Origin of the sequence: Halorubrum sp. AS12 (assembly GCF_051122765.1) — an archaeon.
Lineage (GTDB): Archaea > Halobacteriota > Halobacteria > Halobacteriales > Haloferacaceae > Halorubrum > Halorubrum trapanicum.
In genome coordinates this window covers 2,216,686-2,231,298 of record NZ_CP185385.1, presented here as the reverse complement: position 1 = coordinate 2,231,298, position 14,613 = coordinate 2,216,686, and the positions used below count along the sequence as shown (strand labels likewise).

The following is a 14,613-nucleotide window of genomic DNA, read 5'->3' as shown; positions in this document are numbered from 1 at the left end:
ATGAACACTAAGAACTATCGGATGAGTTCGAAAACAGGTGTTGGAGAGAATTTTTCTTCAATAACCCTCGCCGGAGGGGCGTGGCGATAGCTATTTTCCGCGAGGGACGAAACGTAACACGGGCGGCTTCTCCCGCCCGATATCACCATTCACCCATCATGAAAGACACAGAAAAATACCTGATTCACGCCACCATCGCGGCCGACGGCGTCGTCGAGCGGAGCGACGTCGTCGGGGCGGTGTTCGGCCAGACGGAGGGGTTGCTCGGCGACGAGCTGGACCTCCGCGACCTCCAGGAGTCCTCGCGCGTCGGCCGGATTGACGTCGCCGTCGAGTCCGAGAACGGCCAGTCGTTCGGCGAGGTCACCGTCGCGTCGAGCCTGGATAAAGTCGAGACCGCCATCCTGGCGGCCGCGCTGGAGACCATCGACCGCATCGGTCCCTGTCACGCCTCCGTTGAGGTAACGAGCATCGAGGACGTGCGGGCGGCCAAGCGCCGCGAGGTCGTCGAGCGCGCCAAGGAGCTGATCGCCGGCGGCTTCGAGGAGACGAGCCTCGCGAGCAGCGACGTGTTAGACGAGGTCCGCGACGCCGCCCGCGTCGAGGGCATCGTCGACTACGAGGGACTCCCCGCCGGCCCGCGCGTCGGCGACTCCGATGCCGTCATCGTCGTCGAGGGGCGCTCGGACGTGTTGACGCTCCTCGACTGCGGGATCAAAAACGCCGTCGCGGTCGAGGGGACGAACGTCCCCGAGGCGGTCGCCGACCTGACCGCCGACCGGACCGTCACCGCGTTCCTCGACGGCGACCGCGGCGGCGAGCTGATCCTCCGCGAACTCGCGCAGGTGGGCGAGGTCGACTACGTGGCGTTCGCGCCGCCCGGCGAGTCCGTCGAGGACCTCGACCGCGACGCCGTCTTCGAGGCGCTCCGCGGGAAGGTCCCGTACGCCAGCCTCGCGGACGCCGCCGACCTCCGGGCGGCCGCGAGCGACGAGGAGGTCCCCGACGGCGACGACCCCGGGTCGGTTGCCCGCGTCGGCGACGGCGGGGCGGTGCCGGGCGATTCCCCCGGGGACGACTCGGCCGGACCGTCGACCCGAACGACCGAGTCGCCCGAGACCGAGTCGTCCGAGACCGAGTCGTCCGAGACCGAGTCGGAGACCGTATCGACCGAGTCTGAAGACATCGAATCCGGGACCGAGACCGGCGCGCCCCCGTCCGGCGGAGCGAACGAACCGCCGGAATCGGCGCCGACGCCGGACGAGTTCGAGGGCGAGACGGAGGCCGGCGTCGAACCCGACGCGGACGCCGGGGAGCCGGCTGACAACAGTCTCGATTCGGCGGCCGACGACGATCCGGATCCAACGGCCGACACCGAGTTGGACGTGGATTCGGTCGGCGAGTCGGTGGAAGGATCGGACGCCGAGTCGGTGGAAGGATCGGACGCCGAGGAGAGCGACGAGACCGCCGACGACTCCGACGAACCGCGGTCGATGGCGGCGCACGTCGACGAGGTCGTCGACGGGGAGACCGGGCGCGCGCGGCTCCTCGGCGACGAGTTCGACGTCCTCAACGAGGTCGACGCCGCGGAGGCGTTCGACGCGGTCGAGGGCGCCGAGACCGCCCCGGAAGCGGTCGTCGTCGACGGGACCGTCGACCAGCGGCTGCTCGACGTGGCCGCACAGCGCGGCGTCGGCGACCTGATCGGCCGCGACCTCGGCGAGTTCGTGAAGCGCCCGGTCGGGACGCGGGTGCTGACGGCGGCGGACCTCCGCGCCGGAAGCTGACGATATGAGGCGGTCGGCGTCTTCCGTTTATAAGTAGTTGACCGCGGATCGGCGACGAACACCGCTGAAGCCCCAGCCGCTCGGCTGTACGACAGTGGTTCTTATAAATAACTGATCGACACGAGCACCACCGAAGCCCCAGCCGCGAGGCGGGCGCACACTCGCTGCGCTCCTCGCTCAGTCGCTCACGCTGTTCGCTCCTTCGCTGCGGTGCTTACGTCGTCTGCGCCCGCCTCGCGGCTGTCCCTTCGAGTCCCGCCTCGCACGGCACCGCAGCCTCACGCCTCCCCAGCCTCGTCGCGGCCGCTTAAAAGCGGCCGCGACTCCCTCGCACGCGCTCCTCGCGCCCTGCGGGCGCTCGGAGGCGCGCGCCACCGCACCTTATAAATCGCGTCGTCAGTACCGGGTCACACCAGTCCGACCGCGCCGAGCAGCGCGAACAGCGCGTCGCCGTACGTCAGCGAGACGACGAGACCGACCGCCATCGGGACGACGAACGGCATCCCGGGCGAGACCAGCACGCGGTCCTCGCGGGCGACGACGTCGAGACCGTCGCGGAGCGTCTCGGCGTCGGTGCCGTAGGCGCCGTGATCGATCTCGTCGAGGAAGCGCTCGGCCGCCCAGGGGTCGTCCGCGGTCCCTCCGTCCGGCGCCGCGTCGTCGACTGCGCGCCCCCCATCGGTCCGCGGCCCGACCTGAGTCCCCCGTCGGTCGGATCGAACGTCTCGTCGACCGAGGCGGGGTCGCGAAGCCCCTCCGAGTCGCTCCGCAGGTCCGCCAGCGTGATCCCGCGCCAGCGGAGGTACATCCGGAGCGCGTCCAGGTCGAGTCCACCCCGAGTGGGTCCGTCCGTGTCCTCGAACAGCCGCCCGTGTCGGTCGGGTAGCGAGTCGGCCGCGACCGGCCGCGCGAAGAACATGCTCGACGAGACCTCGCCGCGAACGAGGTTGAGAACGGCGAGACCGACCGGATAGGCGAGACCGAGCAGGACGGTGTTCGTGAGGATCGTCAAGGAGAACACGCCGAGATCGGTGCCGACGAGCGGGAGGACGAGACCGGCGACCTCGTAGGCCGGGAACGTCGGGAAGATCACCGCGAGCGCGATCATCGCCTTGGCGTCGGCGCCGCCGAACGCGCCGAGGTACCAGAAGGCGTAGCCGAGCGGCGCGACGAACAGCAGGCTGATCGCGGCCCGCAGGAGAAAGACGCGCCCGTCGAACCCCGCGAACGGCCACAGCGAGACGGCCTCCCAGACGAGCAGGAACGCGCCGAACAGGTACATCGGCGGCCAGATCCGGTTCGGAAGGCGTCGGGTCCTGACGTCCCGGATCGCCGCCCACGCGAAGACGGGGACGACGAGCAGTCGGAGGAGGTCCGGCAGCGTCGCGAACATGTCTCCACGGGGGAGACCGGCCCAATTAGGCGTTCGGGTTCGGCTATCGCGATCGATACCGCCCCGCGAACCGGCGGCATCTCGCCCCGCGAACCGGCGGCATCTCGCCCCGCGAACCGGCGGCATCTCGCCCCGCGATTCGCTGACATCTCTCTCACCGATCCGCCGGTCCTTTGTGAGTCGGCCGCCGACTCGGCCGCAATGCGCCGCCGCTTTGGGACGAGCGTCTACGCCGGCCTGCTGTTCACCGTCCTCGGCCTCGTCGCGTGGGCGACCGGCCAGCCGTTCGTCTTCCCGAGCCTCGGCCCGTCCGTGTTCGTCCTCGCGTTCGACCGCCGGAGCGAGCGCGAGCGCGCCGTCCGCGTGGTCGGCAGCCACCTGATCGGCGGCGTCGCCGGACTGGCGGCGTGGACGGTTATCGCCGACGGCGCCGCGCTGACGGCGACGCCGCCCGCCTTCTCTCCCGAGGGCTTCCGGCTGACCGCGAGCGCGGTCGCCTCGCTCGTCGCGACCAGCTGGGCGATGATCGCGACCGGAACGGTCCACCCGCCGGCGTGCGCGACGACGCTCATCGTCTCGCTCGGCCTCCTCTCGGCCCCGTCCGAAGTGGCGATCATCGTCGCGAGCGTGACCGTCCTCGTCGCCTTCCACGCCGTCGTCATCCTCGCGTTCAAGCGCCTCGTCGGGGACGCGCACCCACTGTACGGGCGGGACGAGGCTGACGGCGGCGACGGAACGAGTTAACCGTCCGGTCGGTCGGGTCGCCTGTCGAAGACATCGAGGATCGGCTCGGGGTCCGCGAGACCCGGAATCCGGTACTCGTCGTCGCGAAGTTCGATCACGACGGTCTCGGTGCCGAGCCGGCGGTCGAGCCGGCCGCGTTTCACCCGGAGCCCCGTCTCGTCCCACGGTTCGACGCGCCACAGGGGAACGTCGAACAGACGGTCGCGGGCGACGAGGGCGTCGTCGCCGGCGCGGTATTCGACGAGTCCGTACCGGAACTCGTGGTCGAGCGTGGCGAGCGCCAGCGGGACCCCGAGGGCGGCCGCGCCGAGGGTGACGGCGGTCGGCCAGTTGCGGCCGACGGCGAACAGCAGGCCGACGAACCCGAATATCCCGGCGATGTACCACAGTCCGGGGTGACCGAGAGGGGTCGTCAGCGCCCCCGCGACCCGCGCGCGTCGTGGCTGGCGAACCGTCTCGACCGGTCCCGCGAGCAATTCGTCCGGCGGCTCCGGCTCGGGCGGGTCGTAGGAGAACCCCGAGATCGAGCGCCGACGACTCGTCGAACGCCGCCAGCCGGTCGCCGTACAGCCCGCCGAGGTCGAACGCGGCCTTCACCGCCACGATCCCGAGCAGGAGCGGGAGTCCGACCGCGTCGGCGTCGAGCGCCGAGATCGGCGCGTCGTCCTCCAGCCGCCCCGCGCCGACGACGGTAACGGTGAACATCGCGCCGAGGAATATCGCCGCACCGCGGGCGAACACGCCCTTAATCGCCGTCTGCGCGCTGTGGACTCGGTACTCGCCGCGGCCGAAGTACTCGACGAGCGTCGTCACCCCCTCCCCGACGAAGATGGCGAGCGTCGCGAGCGCGACGGTGTCGACCACGGCCGACGCCGCTCCCTCACCGACGACGACGCCGACCGTGAGCGTGCCGACGAACAGCCAGACGACGGCGAGGATCGGCGCCGCGATCGGGAGCACGAGCAGCGACGAGAGCCGGACCTGAACGTCGGTCCACGGGATCGGTAGTCCGAGCCGGCGCCCCGCGAGCGGCCCGGAGATCAGCACCCCGCGTTCGACCTCGGACGGCCGCCCGGCGAACAGCCCGCGGACGAGCGCCCAGCCCGAGGCGATCCCGAGTTCGAACCAGTACAGCGTCATCAGCGCGGCCGCGTTCCAGCCGAGCGCGACCACGCCCACGAGCGGGAGCAGGTTGGCGATCGCCACCGAGAGCGCGCGTGGCCGGCGACCGCGACCGAGCGCGCGAATCCGATCGATGAGGGGGAGGGAGGGCATCCGTCGGTCGTTTCACGTCGCCGTATATAAGCGGCCGGGGGTTGGCTGAGAGCATTCGGCGCCGGCCCGGCGTGCGACCGGCTCCGCCGAGACGCGACCGGATTCAGCGCGCCGGGCCGGCGTCGCGGTGGAGGTACAGGTACGCGAGCACTGGGAGGATCGTGAACACGAGCGTCGAGAGGCCCCAGATGACCGCGTAGCGGCTCCCGCGCGCCTTCGCGTCGCGATAGATCCACACCGCGGCGGCGACGACGACGCCGTAGATGACGAGCGTGAGCGGAAGCGACCACGGGAGGGAGACACCGAAGAGGCTCATGGGTCACCGGTGAGGTCCGCGCACATTACGAAGTCGGGTTCGGCCGCGACCGGGACGCGGTTCGCCCCGGTGTCGCTCACGTGCTCGACCGTCTCGGGGATCAGCACGCGGGCCTCGTCGGCGTCGGCCGCGGCGGCGTCGGCGGCGACCGCGTCGTACAGCGCCCCCGCCGCGTCGACGTCGCGCCACGCCGCGACGCCGTACGTCGCGATGCGGGTGGTCTCCCCGTCGACCTCGCGCTCCGTGACGCGGGTCCGGACCGCGAAGCCGGCGACGGCCGTCGGGCCGGCGACCGCGATCAGCCGGCCCTCGGCGGCCGCGGTCGCGAGCCGCTCGCGGGTGAGCGCCGAGCAGGCCCACGACTCGTCGGGGTCAAGCGCGAGACCGCGCAGGTGGTCGCGGGCGTCGCTGTCGCTCCAGAACGCCCACGCGGCGTTCGGGTCGGGGTTCTCGAGGGCGTCGAAATCAACGTCCCCGCCGTCGGCCGCGTCGGCGTCGGGTTCCGGCTCCGCGAACCGGAACTCGGTCTCCGGTTCGAAGCCGACCGCGCGCGACTGGCCGAGTCCCATGACGTTCCACGAGAACACCATATTGCGGCAGACCGTCGCGCCGCGCTCGCGCGACCAGTCGAGCGCGGCCTCCGAGAGCGCGGTGCCGACGCCGTGGCCCCGCACGGCGGGGTCGACGCGGATCCCCTGTCCCCACGCCTCCCACTCCGACAGCGAGACGGCCTGGATACAGCCGACGACCGCCTCCGGATCGCCGCGGTCGGCGGCGCCACCGCCCTCGCCTTCGACGAGGGTGTCTCCCGGTTCGCGGTCGTCGAGGCCGGTGGGTTCGGCGGCTTTTGGGGGCAGCGTCGCGACGAACGTGCCGCGGTCGGGGTCGTCGGACTCGGCCCAGTCGGGGAACACCCGCGGGATGTAGTCGTCGTGGCGCTCGCCCCACGTGTCGCGCGTGAACGCCGCGACCGCGTCGGCGTCGTCGGGGCGCGCCTCGCGGACGACGGGGGCGGGCGCCGAGTCGGAGTCAAGCGCCGGGTCGGAGTCGGGCGCCGGCTCTTCCTCCGGTCCCGTCATCGCCAGGGCTGCGACTCCTCGGTGAGTTCGCCCGCGAGGTCGCGGCCCATCGCCTCGTCGGGGTCCGAGAGGTTCGCGAGCGCCCACATCAGCTTCACCTTCGCGGTGCCGGGGAGGGTGTCGCCGGCCTCGACGACGCCCGCGTCCAGCAGGTCGCGGCCGGTGTCGTACACCCGGTCACAGACCCGCCCGGCGAGACACTGGCTCGTCATCGCGACGACGGTGCCGCTCTCGACCAGCTCCTCGATCCGCGGGATGAGGTCGGTGTGGACGTGGCCGAGTCCGGTCCCCTCGATCACGACGCCGTCCTTGTCGTCGAGGTAGCCCCACGCCGCCGGGTCCATCCCGGGCGTGAACTTGACGAGTTCGACGTCGCCGTCGAGGTCGAGCACGAGGTCGACATCGGCGCCGCTCTCGTCCCCGTCTGCGTCGGCCGCGCCGCGCGCGAGCGGCTCGCGGTTCCACTCGATCGCTGCGTCGGCCGCGTCGCCCTCGGCGCCCGCCTCGGCGGCGGCCTCGTAGTCGATCAGGCCGAGCGGGGCGGCGCCGACCGTCTCGAAGGCGTCGCGGCGGGAGGTGTGGTTCTTCCGGACGCGCGTGCCGCGGTGGAGCGCGCAGGCGTCGTCGGAGGGGGCCGCGTCCGATCCGACACAAGCGTCTCGGCGTGGTCGGCCTTCGCGGCCTCGACCGCGCAGACCGCGTTCATCACGTTGTCGGAGGAGGGGCGGTCCGCGGAGCGCTGGCTCCCGGTGAACACGACCGGGACCGGCGAGTCGAGCATGAAGGAGAGCGCGGACGCGGAGTACTGCATCGTGTCGGTGCCGTCGATCACGACGACGCCGTCGGCGCCGGCCTCGATCTCCTCGGCGACCGCCGCGGCGAGCTCGCGCCAGATGGACGGCTCCATGTTCTCTGAGAGGATGTTCGCGACGACCCGGCCGCGGTAGTTCGCGCGCCCGGCGAGTTCGGGGACGGCCCGGAGGACATCCTCGGCGTCGAACTGGGCGGTGACCGCGCCAGTCCGGTAGTCGACGGTGGAGGCGATGGTCCCGCCGGTGGAGATGAGCGAGATCGTGGGCAGATCGTCGTCGAAGGTGATCTCCGAGGTGGCGTCGCCGCCGTCATCGGTCTCGGCCGCGGGGTCGACCTCGCGGACGCCGGACTCGAGCACCTCGACGTCGGCCGCCTCGCGGTCGATCCCGACGTTGTACCCGCCGTCGAGCTTGACGACGAGGTGGTCGCGCGTCGTGGAGGGGAGCAGTACGCCCTCGTTGGTGACGCCCCCGCGCTCGACGCGGACGCGATCTCCCGGTTGCGATACGACCGGATTCCCCGGGGCGGACTTGAATCCAACCGTTCGACGCGGGAGGAGAGGCACGACGAAAGAACGCGGAACGGGAGAGAAGAGAGGAGGAGCCTGTGGCGGCGGAGACCGGTGGCTATCGACCGATCACGGGGACGACGAGCGGCCGGGTCAGTGCTCGATGTACTCGGCTTCCCAGTCGGTGCGCGCCTCGATTTCGCGTCGGCCCCGTCGAGTCAGCGTGTAGTAGTTGGTACGGCGGTCGCGCTGACCCTTCTCGACGAGTCCCTTCTCGACGAGCGTGTCGAGGTTCGGGTAGAGGCGGCCGTGGTGGATCTCCTTTTCGTAGTACTCTTCGAGCTCCTCTTTGATGGCCAGCCCGTGCGGCTCGTCGAGCCCCGCGATCACGTAGAGCAGGTCGCGCTGAAAACCTGTGAGGTCGTACATACAACTGCTCGTACATACCTGTCGAAAATAAATAAATATACCGTTACATCTGTATTCGTACGACCACACCGCAGGCCCTACCTCGCCGCAACGGACGCACTCGTTCTGTCAACTCCGCAACTCTCGCTCGGGACCGATTCGACGTGTACAGCTGGAAGATCGTTTTTGAGGGCTGATACGTGTCGCAGGTTCGGTGACGCGCGGGGTCGACCGCGGCCGACTCGTCACGGGGGCGCACGCACGGGGGAGAACGGGCGCGTTCGGGTTGGCACGGATGCGGAGAGCGCGGCGTGCTTCGGTCGGACGCGGGTCCGGAGAGACGCGACGCTGGCGGTCAAGTATCGGAAGAAGGCACGCCCGACGCGGAAAAAAGCCGCGTCGGGCCTGCCGATTGGTCCCCGCTGACGCTTCGGCCCTCCAGACGAAGCGTCACCTGTACGTAGCGGGTAGAACGGCATAAACGTGTCGTACGTCGCTCACATGTGTTCTTCTTCTAACACCCAGCCGAGCGCGCGCTTGTAGTGGGTGAACAGCTCCTCGACGCCGCGGTGGTTCATCTCCTCGTCGTCCAACTGCTCGCGGAGGAACTCGTACTGCTCTCTGACCTCCTCTTCGGAGCGCATACCGGGAGAAGGGCTGCCGGCCGGATAGTGTTGTGGCCGGAGGTCGATCGGTCGGCCCGGCGTCTCGGGAGGGGGATCGGTCGGCCCGGCGTCTCGGGAGAGGGATCGGTCGACCCGGCGTCTCAGGAGGGGATCGGTCGACCCGTCGAGACCCTCGGAACGGACGCGGAGCGCTCACCGGGAGGGGGTCACCGGTACCACGCGACGAGAACGCCGACCACCAGCAGCACGCCGACGGCGGTCAGTACGGCGCCGAGACGCGGCGATCCGTTAAGCGTCGTCATGCCGAGAACCATCGTCACGCCGATCATCGTCGTCAAAAGGCCGGTCACCAGAAATACGGCACCCCACACGACATCGGGGACCAGTTTGGCTACTTCACCGATCAGAACGTCGATGATGTCGTCGATCATAGGGACCAGACGTGTGCCGGCAACGATTCTGCCGACCAAAATACTGCCGACGATCGGTGACGAACACCTCCAAAGCCCCAGCCGCTCACTTATAAATAGACGCTGATCGATTGGCGGTGAACACTTCCAAAGCCCCAGCCGCGAGGACTCGCGCGGCTTGCTGTCGCCCGAAAATCTTCGATTTTCGGGATGACGAGAGAGCTTCGCTCTCTCGAACCACGCACCTCGCTCAGTCGCTCGCGCTGCTCGCTCCTTCGCTGCGGTGCTTACTACGCCGTGCTTCGTCCTCGCGGCTGGGGCTTTGAGTCCCACCCCGCTCCGCACAGCACCACCGGAAGACGGTCCTGCTCGCTCACTGCGTTCGCTGTGCGGGCTGCGACTTCCGTACCCCCACTCGCTCCCTCCGGTCGCTCGCGGGACCGCACCTCACACCTCCCCAGCCTCGTCGCGGCCGCTTAAAAGCGGCCGCGACTCCCTCGCGCGTGCGATTCGCGCCCTCCGGGCGCTCATCGGCACGCGCCACCCCCTCGTTTACTTTTTAAAATGTCGTCGTCGCGGTCGCGGGCGAACGGTAACGTTGATACGTCGACCGCGGGTAGGGAGGGAGAGATGGACGACCGGACCCGCGAGTACCTCCGGGGTCGCTTCGGCGACTACTACCGGTCGGTCTCGCTGTCGCTCCCGCCCGACGCGAACCTCCGCGAGTGGGGCCACATCCCGTGGACCCCGGGGTCGGGGACGACGATGGTCCGCCACCAGTCGCTGTACGACCTCGGCGACGTCGACACGTTCTTCGCCGACAACGCACCCCGACACGCCTACTTCTCGGCCGCGCGCTACGACGACCCGGGCGCCGCGACGATGGGGCAGAAGGGGTGGCGAAACGCCGACCTCGTCTTCGACCTGGACGCCGACCACCTCCCCGGCGTCGACCCGGATTCGACCTCGTACCCGGAGATGCTCGCGACGTGTAAGGACGCCCTCCTGCGCCTGCTCGATTTCATCGACGACGACTTCGCGTTCGAGGACGTGACCGTCGTCTTCTCGGGCGGGCGCGGCTACCACGTCCACGTCCGCGACGAGAGTGTCCGTGATCTTGACAGCGACGCGCGCCGCGAGATCGTCGACTACGTGCGCGCGATCGACCTCGACACCGACGGCCTGATCCGGACCGTCTCCGACCGCGGGACGACGAAGCGCGTCCTCCGCACCGAGGGGGGCTGGGGCGCGCGCGTCCACGACGCCCTGGTCGAGTACGCCGACGACCTCCGCGAGATGGACGACGAGGCCGCGCGCGAGCGCCTGATGAAGTTCGACGGGATCGGTGAGAAGGGGGCGAAGACGATCCTCGGCGCGTTCGACCACAACCCGACCGCGGTCCGCGAGGGCAACGTCGAGGCCGGCGGTCCGGGCGTCCGCCGGCTCGTGGAGGCGCTCGCCTCGCGCGTCGCCGCGACCGACGCGGCGCCGATCGACGAGCCGGTGACCACCGACACCCGGCGGCTCATCCGGCTGCCGGGGACGCTCCACGGCGGCTCCGCCTTGGTCGTCACGCCGCTCGACCGCGACGAGCTGGCCGACTTCGACCCCCTCCGGGACGCGGTCCCCGACCGGTTCGTCGGCCGCGAGATCCGGATCGAGACGGACGCGGATCGGACGGTAGAATTAAACGGCGAGCGCGTTAGAGTTGAATCCGGTAGAAACACCGTGCCCGAGTTCGCGGGAGCGTTCCTGATGGCCCGCGGCGAGGCGCGGAAAGCCCCCGAACGATGACCGACGACAAATGAACCTCGACGAACTCCGGTCCGCGCAGGCGAAGGAGCGGCGGAAGGACAGCCTCCAGCACCTGCGGGACTCGTTTTACGACGACGTTGGCGCGTACGTCGCGGACTTACGCGCCGCGCGCGACCGCCGCGCCGAGCAGGTCGACAACCCCTTCGAGGACGACGACGTCAGCCGGCTCTCCGATGAGGTCGAGACCGCCGAGGAGGTCGCCGAGGCGCTCTACGAGCGCCGGGTCGGCAAGGTCGTCAAGCTCGCCTCCTTCGCCGCGGCCGACATGTCCGTCGACGAGGAGGGGATGACGACCGAGGAGCGCCGGCTGTTCGAGGACCTTGTCGAGCGCATCACCGCGAACAAGTCGCAGGTGCTCGACGTCCTCGCCGGCGAGTCGCCCGTTTCGGACGAGCCAGCTATCTCGGACGAACCCCCGGTTTCGGACGAACCGGAGCAGCCGGCCGGGACGGACCGAACGCCAGAGGTCGAAGAACCCCAACCGACCGCCGACACGGAGGCGACCGGCTCGGAGCGAACCGAGTCGCCGCCCGCCGACGCGGGCGCGCTCGCCGGTGCGATGGGCGGCGACGACGGTGAGTCGGCCCCCGACGCGTCGCCGGAGTCGCGCGAGGGCGACGAACTCCCTCCGTCCGGGTCCGCTGAGGAGGACGACGGCGGGACGACGCCGGTGCCGCCCGATCCGGAACCCCCCGGAGCCGTCGGTGTCGACAGCGAGAGCGGAGAGACCGACGGTCTCGGCGACGACGCCCCCGCTGACGCCAATCTCGCGGACGACGCGGAGGGGGAACCGGACCCGGAGCGACGACGGACGGCGGGGCGGTGCCCGAAGCGGCGGCGGCCAACGAGCCGGGCGTCGAGTCCGGACCGGGGGAGTCGACCGACCGGGCGACCGTCCGGATCACTCGCGACGTGGGGGCCATCTTCGGCGTCGACGAGCGGGAGTACGAGCTCGCGAGCGAGGACGTCGTCTCCCTCCCGGTCGAGAACGCCGACCCGCTCGTCCAGCGCGACGCGGCCGAGCGGATCGACTGACCGGAGCTGATGACACCCCCTCCGACCGGAGATCGGTCCGACGCCGACGGTGGATCCGATTCTTCCGAAATAACGCGTATTACGGCTGTTTTCGGCGCCGCCGCGACCGTTCTGGCGCTCGGCGGTATCTCTCTCGGAATCCTCCTCGACCCGACCTTCTCGTGGACGACCGACGCGCTCTCCGACCTGGGCGTCCGCGACGGGAGCGCCCCCGCGTTCAACTGGGGGTTGATCGGCGGCGGGGCGACGGGCGTTCTCTACGCCGCGGATCTCGGGCGAGGCGGTCGGTCTCTCCGAGCCGCGCTCCTCGCGCTGGCGATGACCGCGATGGCCGGCGTCGGCGTCTTCGACCTCACCGAACCACTCCACGGTCCCGCCGCGATCGGGTTCTACGGTCTCATTACGCTGGTTTTCGCCGTCGACGGATGGACGAGGCGCCGGGAGACGACCGGCCGCGTCGCGCTTGCGTTCGCCCCGGTTCACGTCGCCGTCTGGGCGACGTTCGTCGCCGGCTGGTGGCCCGTGACCGGACTCGCGCTGCCGGAACTCCCCGGCGCACTCATGCTCGCCGCGTGGGTGTGGGTCGTCGGCCCGGCGCCGGTGATCGGGGCGGCTCGCTCTCGCGCAGGCGAGTCGGGCGGGTCGAGTGAATCCGACGACCCGAGCGGGTCGAGTGGATCCGGCGATCCGACCGACGGACACTAACGCCGCGGGCGGCTACGGGCGGTCGATGGAGCTGGAGTTCCTCGGCGGCGCCCGCGAGGTCGGCCGGAGCGCCCTCCTCGTCGACGACACCCTCCTGCTGGACTACGGACTCCTTACCGCCGACCCGCCGCGGTACCCGGTGCGAGACCCCGAGCCGGACGCGGTCGTCGTCTCGCACGGGCACCTCGACCACGTCGGGGCGGTCCCCGCGCTGCTGAAGGGCGACCGCCGGCCGCCGGTCCACTGGACGCCGCCGACCGGCGAACTCGCGCGAACCCTCGTCGAGGACACGCTGAAGCTCCACGGCAACAGCCCGCTGTGCCCGTTCGGCGCCGAACACGTCGCGCGGCTTGGCGAGGTCGAGCGGCGGCACGGCTACGGCGAGCCCTTCCCGGTCGCGGGCGGGATCGATGAGGGCGGCTACGAGGTGACGCTGTTCTCGGCGGGGCATATTCCGGGTTCCGCGCACGTCCTCGTCGACGACGGCGAGGCGCGGCTGCTGTACTCCGGCGACTTCCACACCGACGACCAGCGGCTGGTCGCGGGGACGACGGCGCGGCCCGACGCTGACGCGGTGGTCTGCGAGTCCACCTACGCCGACGTGACCCACGAGGACCGCGCGACGGTGGAGTCGGCGTGGGCCGACCGCGTCGAGCGGACGATCTGGGAGGGCGGCACCGTCGTCGCGCCCGCGTTCGCGATCGGTCGGACGCAGGAGCTGCTCCTCGTCGCGGCCGCGCACGGGATCACGCCGTACGTCGACGGGATGGGCGTCGGGGTGACCAAGATGCTCCGGCAGTATCCGTCGTTCCTGCGCGACTCCGAGGCGTTCGGCGAGGCGGTCGGCCGCGCCCGCGTCGTCACGGGACGCGACGGGCAGCGCGAGCGGATCGCCGCCGAGAACGCGCTCATCGTCACCACCTCGGGGATGCTCGCGGGCGGCCCCGTTCACACCTACCTCCCGGAGATCCGGACGAACCCGACGAACCTCGTGACGCTGACGGGGTACCAGGTGGAGGGGACGCCGGGACGAGAGCTTCAGGACCGCGGACAGTTGGAGCTGAACGGGCGGGTCCGGCCCGTGAGCGCGCGCGTCGAGTCGTACGACTTCTCGGCGCACGCCGACCGCGAAGGGTTGGAGTCGTTCCTGGACGCCTACCGGGACGCGCGGGTGTTGGTGAACCACGGCGACCGCTGCGAGGCGTTCGCGGAAGACCTGCGCGAGGACGGGTTCGCAGCGAGCGCGCCCGAGATCGGGGAGCGGATCGAGCTGTGAAGGCCAGCAACTGTGATTTTAAGCGGCAACTCGCGCGATCGTAAAAGGTACGATCGAAAACTACCTACTCCCCACCGTCGGTGTACGCCCAGTCGTCGAGCACGCGCTCGGCGACCGCGTTCGCCTCCGCCGGCGAGGGACAGGAGCCGTCGACGACCTCGGCGGAGAGCTCGCCCGCGAGGTCGTACACCGCGGACCCGTCCGCGCGCTCGGCGACGCGCTCGAAGGTCGGTCGGTAGCCGGCGGCGGCGCGCTGGCCGATTTCGTCGAGCGAGGCGTCGATGGTGTACTCGAGCTGCCGGACCGCTTCCTCGGGTCTCATACGCGGTACACCGACCGCGACCTACTTAAAGGTACTCGGATTCGAAACTGAGTTAATTTCGACTCCCCGCCCACTCCGAACCGACGTTTATACGCGTCGGG

Annotated in this window: 11 protein-coding genes and 4 pseudogenes; 6 read left to right on the top strand and 9 right to left on the bottom strand. The window is 70.4% G+C overall.

Features of this window, described 5'->3' with window-relative positions:
• The first annotated feature begins 158 nt into the window (after positions 1–158).
• Positions 159–1,787 carry a DNA primase DnaG gene (dnaG, locus tag ACODNG_RS11325; protein WP_434521388.1) on the top strand — a complete coding sequence of 543 codons (1,629 nt, stop codon included), beginning with the start codon at positions 159–161 and terminating at the stop codon, positions 1,785–1,787.
• 407 nt (positions 1,788–2,194) lie between these two features.
• On the opposite strand, the pseudogene ACODNG_RS11320 reads toward dnaG, so the two are convergent.
• Positions 2,195–3,180: pseudogene (locus tag ACODNG_RS11320) on the bottom strand (prepilin peptidase).
• Between the two features lie 201 nt (positions 3,181–3,381).
• Here ACODNG_RS11320 and ACODNG_RS11315 point away from each other — a divergent pair.
• Positions 3,382–3,924, top strand: a complete 543-nt coding sequence (locus ACODNG_RS11315; protein ID WP_434521387.1) for an HPP family protein — start codon at positions 3,382–3,384, stop codon at positions 3,922–3,924.
• Here ACODNG_RS11315 and ACODNG_RS11310 read toward each other — a convergent pair.
• The 7 genes and pseudogenes from ACODNG_RS11310 to ACODNG_RS11280 all read right to left on the bottom strand — a co-directional run bounded on the left by ACODNG_RS11310 (position 3,921) and on the right by ACODNG_RS11280 (position 9,380).
• Positions 3,921–5,199, bottom strand: a pseudogene (locus ACODNG_RS11310) (DUF6498-containing protein). The gene ACODNG_RS11315 and the pseudogene ACODNG_RS11310 overlap by 4 nt on opposite strands.
• A 103-nt stretch (positions 5,200–5,302) precedes the next feature.
• Entirely contained in the window at positions 5,303–5,515 is a 213-nt protein-coding gene (locus ACODNG_RS11305; RefSeq protein ID WP_434521386.1) for a hypothetical protein, read from the bottom strand.
• The gene (locus tag ACODNG_RS11300; protein WP_434521385.1) at positions 5,512–6,594 is read right to left on the bottom strand and encodes a GNAT family N-acetyltransferase; all 1,083 of its coding nucleotides are present in this window, start codon (positions 6,592–6,594) and stop codon (positions 5,512–5,514) included. The genes ACODNG_RS11305 and ACODNG_RS11300 overlap by 4 nt, the downstream gene beginning before the upstream one ends.
• Positions 6,591–7,855 (bottom strand): annotated as a pseudogene (gene gatD / locus ACODNG_RS11295) (Glu-tRNA(Gln) amidotransferase subunit GatD). Before gatD ends, ACODNG_RS11300 begins: the two are co-directional and overlap by 4 nt.
• A gap of 213 nt (positions 7,856–8,068) precedes the next feature.
• Complete coding sequence (locus ACODNG_RS11290) at positions 8,069–8,344, bottom strand: PadR family transcriptional regulator (protein ID WP_004597247.1); 276 nt, start codon at positions 8,342–8,344, stop codon at positions 8,069–8,071.
• A 476-nt stretch (positions 8,345–8,820) separates the two neighbouring features.
• Positions 8,821–8,967: a hypothetical protein gene (locus tag ACODNG_RS11285; RefSeq protein ID WP_007345373.1), complete on the bottom strand. Its 147-nt coding sequence runs from the start codon at positions 8,965–8,967 to the stop codon at positions 8,821–8,823.
• 188 nt (positions 8,968–9,155) lie between these two features.
• On the bottom strand, positions 9,156–9,380 hold the full coding sequence (locus ACODNG_RS11280; RefSeq protein ID WP_434521384.1) for a hypothetical protein: 225 nt from the start codon (positions 9,378–9,380) through the stop codon (positions 9,156–9,158).
• Positions 9,381–9,989: 609 nt separating this feature from the next.
• On the opposite strand from ACODNG_RS11280, the gene priS reads away from it, so the two are divergent.
• The 4 genes and pseudogenes from priS (at position 9,990) to ACODNG_RS11260 (ending at position 14,190) form a co-directional block, all read left to right on the top strand.
• Positions 9,990–11,153 carry a DNA primase small subunit PriS gene (gene priS, locus ACODNG_RS11275; RefSeq protein ID WP_434521383.1) on the top strand — a complete coding sequence of 388 codons (1,164 nt, stop codon included), beginning with the start codon at positions 9,990–9,992 and terminating at the stop codon, positions 11,151–11,153.
• A 10-nt stretch (positions 11,154–11,163) separates the two neighbouring features.
• Positions 11,164–12,209: pseudogene (locus ACODNG_RS11270) on the top strand (DNA replication complex subunit Gins51).
• 9 nt (positions 12,210–12,218) lie between these two features.
• Positions 12,219–12,914, top strand: a complete 696-nt coding sequence (locus tag ACODNG_RS11265; protein WP_434521382.1) for a DUF998 domain-containing protein — start codon at positions 12,219–12,221, stop codon at positions 12,912–12,914.
• Positions 12,915–12,939: 25 nt separating this feature from the next.
• The gene (locus ACODNG_RS11260; RefSeq protein WP_434523092.1) at positions 12,940–14,190 is read left to right on the top strand and encodes an MBL fold metallo-hydrolase; all 1,251 of its coding nucleotides are present in this window, start codon (positions 12,940–12,942) and stop codon (positions 14,188–14,190) included.
• Between the two features lie 64 nt (positions 14,191–14,254).
• Here ACODNG_RS11260 and ACODNG_RS11255 read toward each other — a convergent pair whose 3' ends face one another.
• Positions 14,255–14,512 (bottom strand): hypothetical protein, encoded by a 258-nt coding sequence (locus ACODNG_RS11255; RefSeq protein WP_434521381.1) that lies wholly within the window; start codon positions 14,510–14,512, stop codon positions 14,255–14,257.
• Between the last annotated feature and the right edge of the window lie 101 nt (positions 14,513–14,613).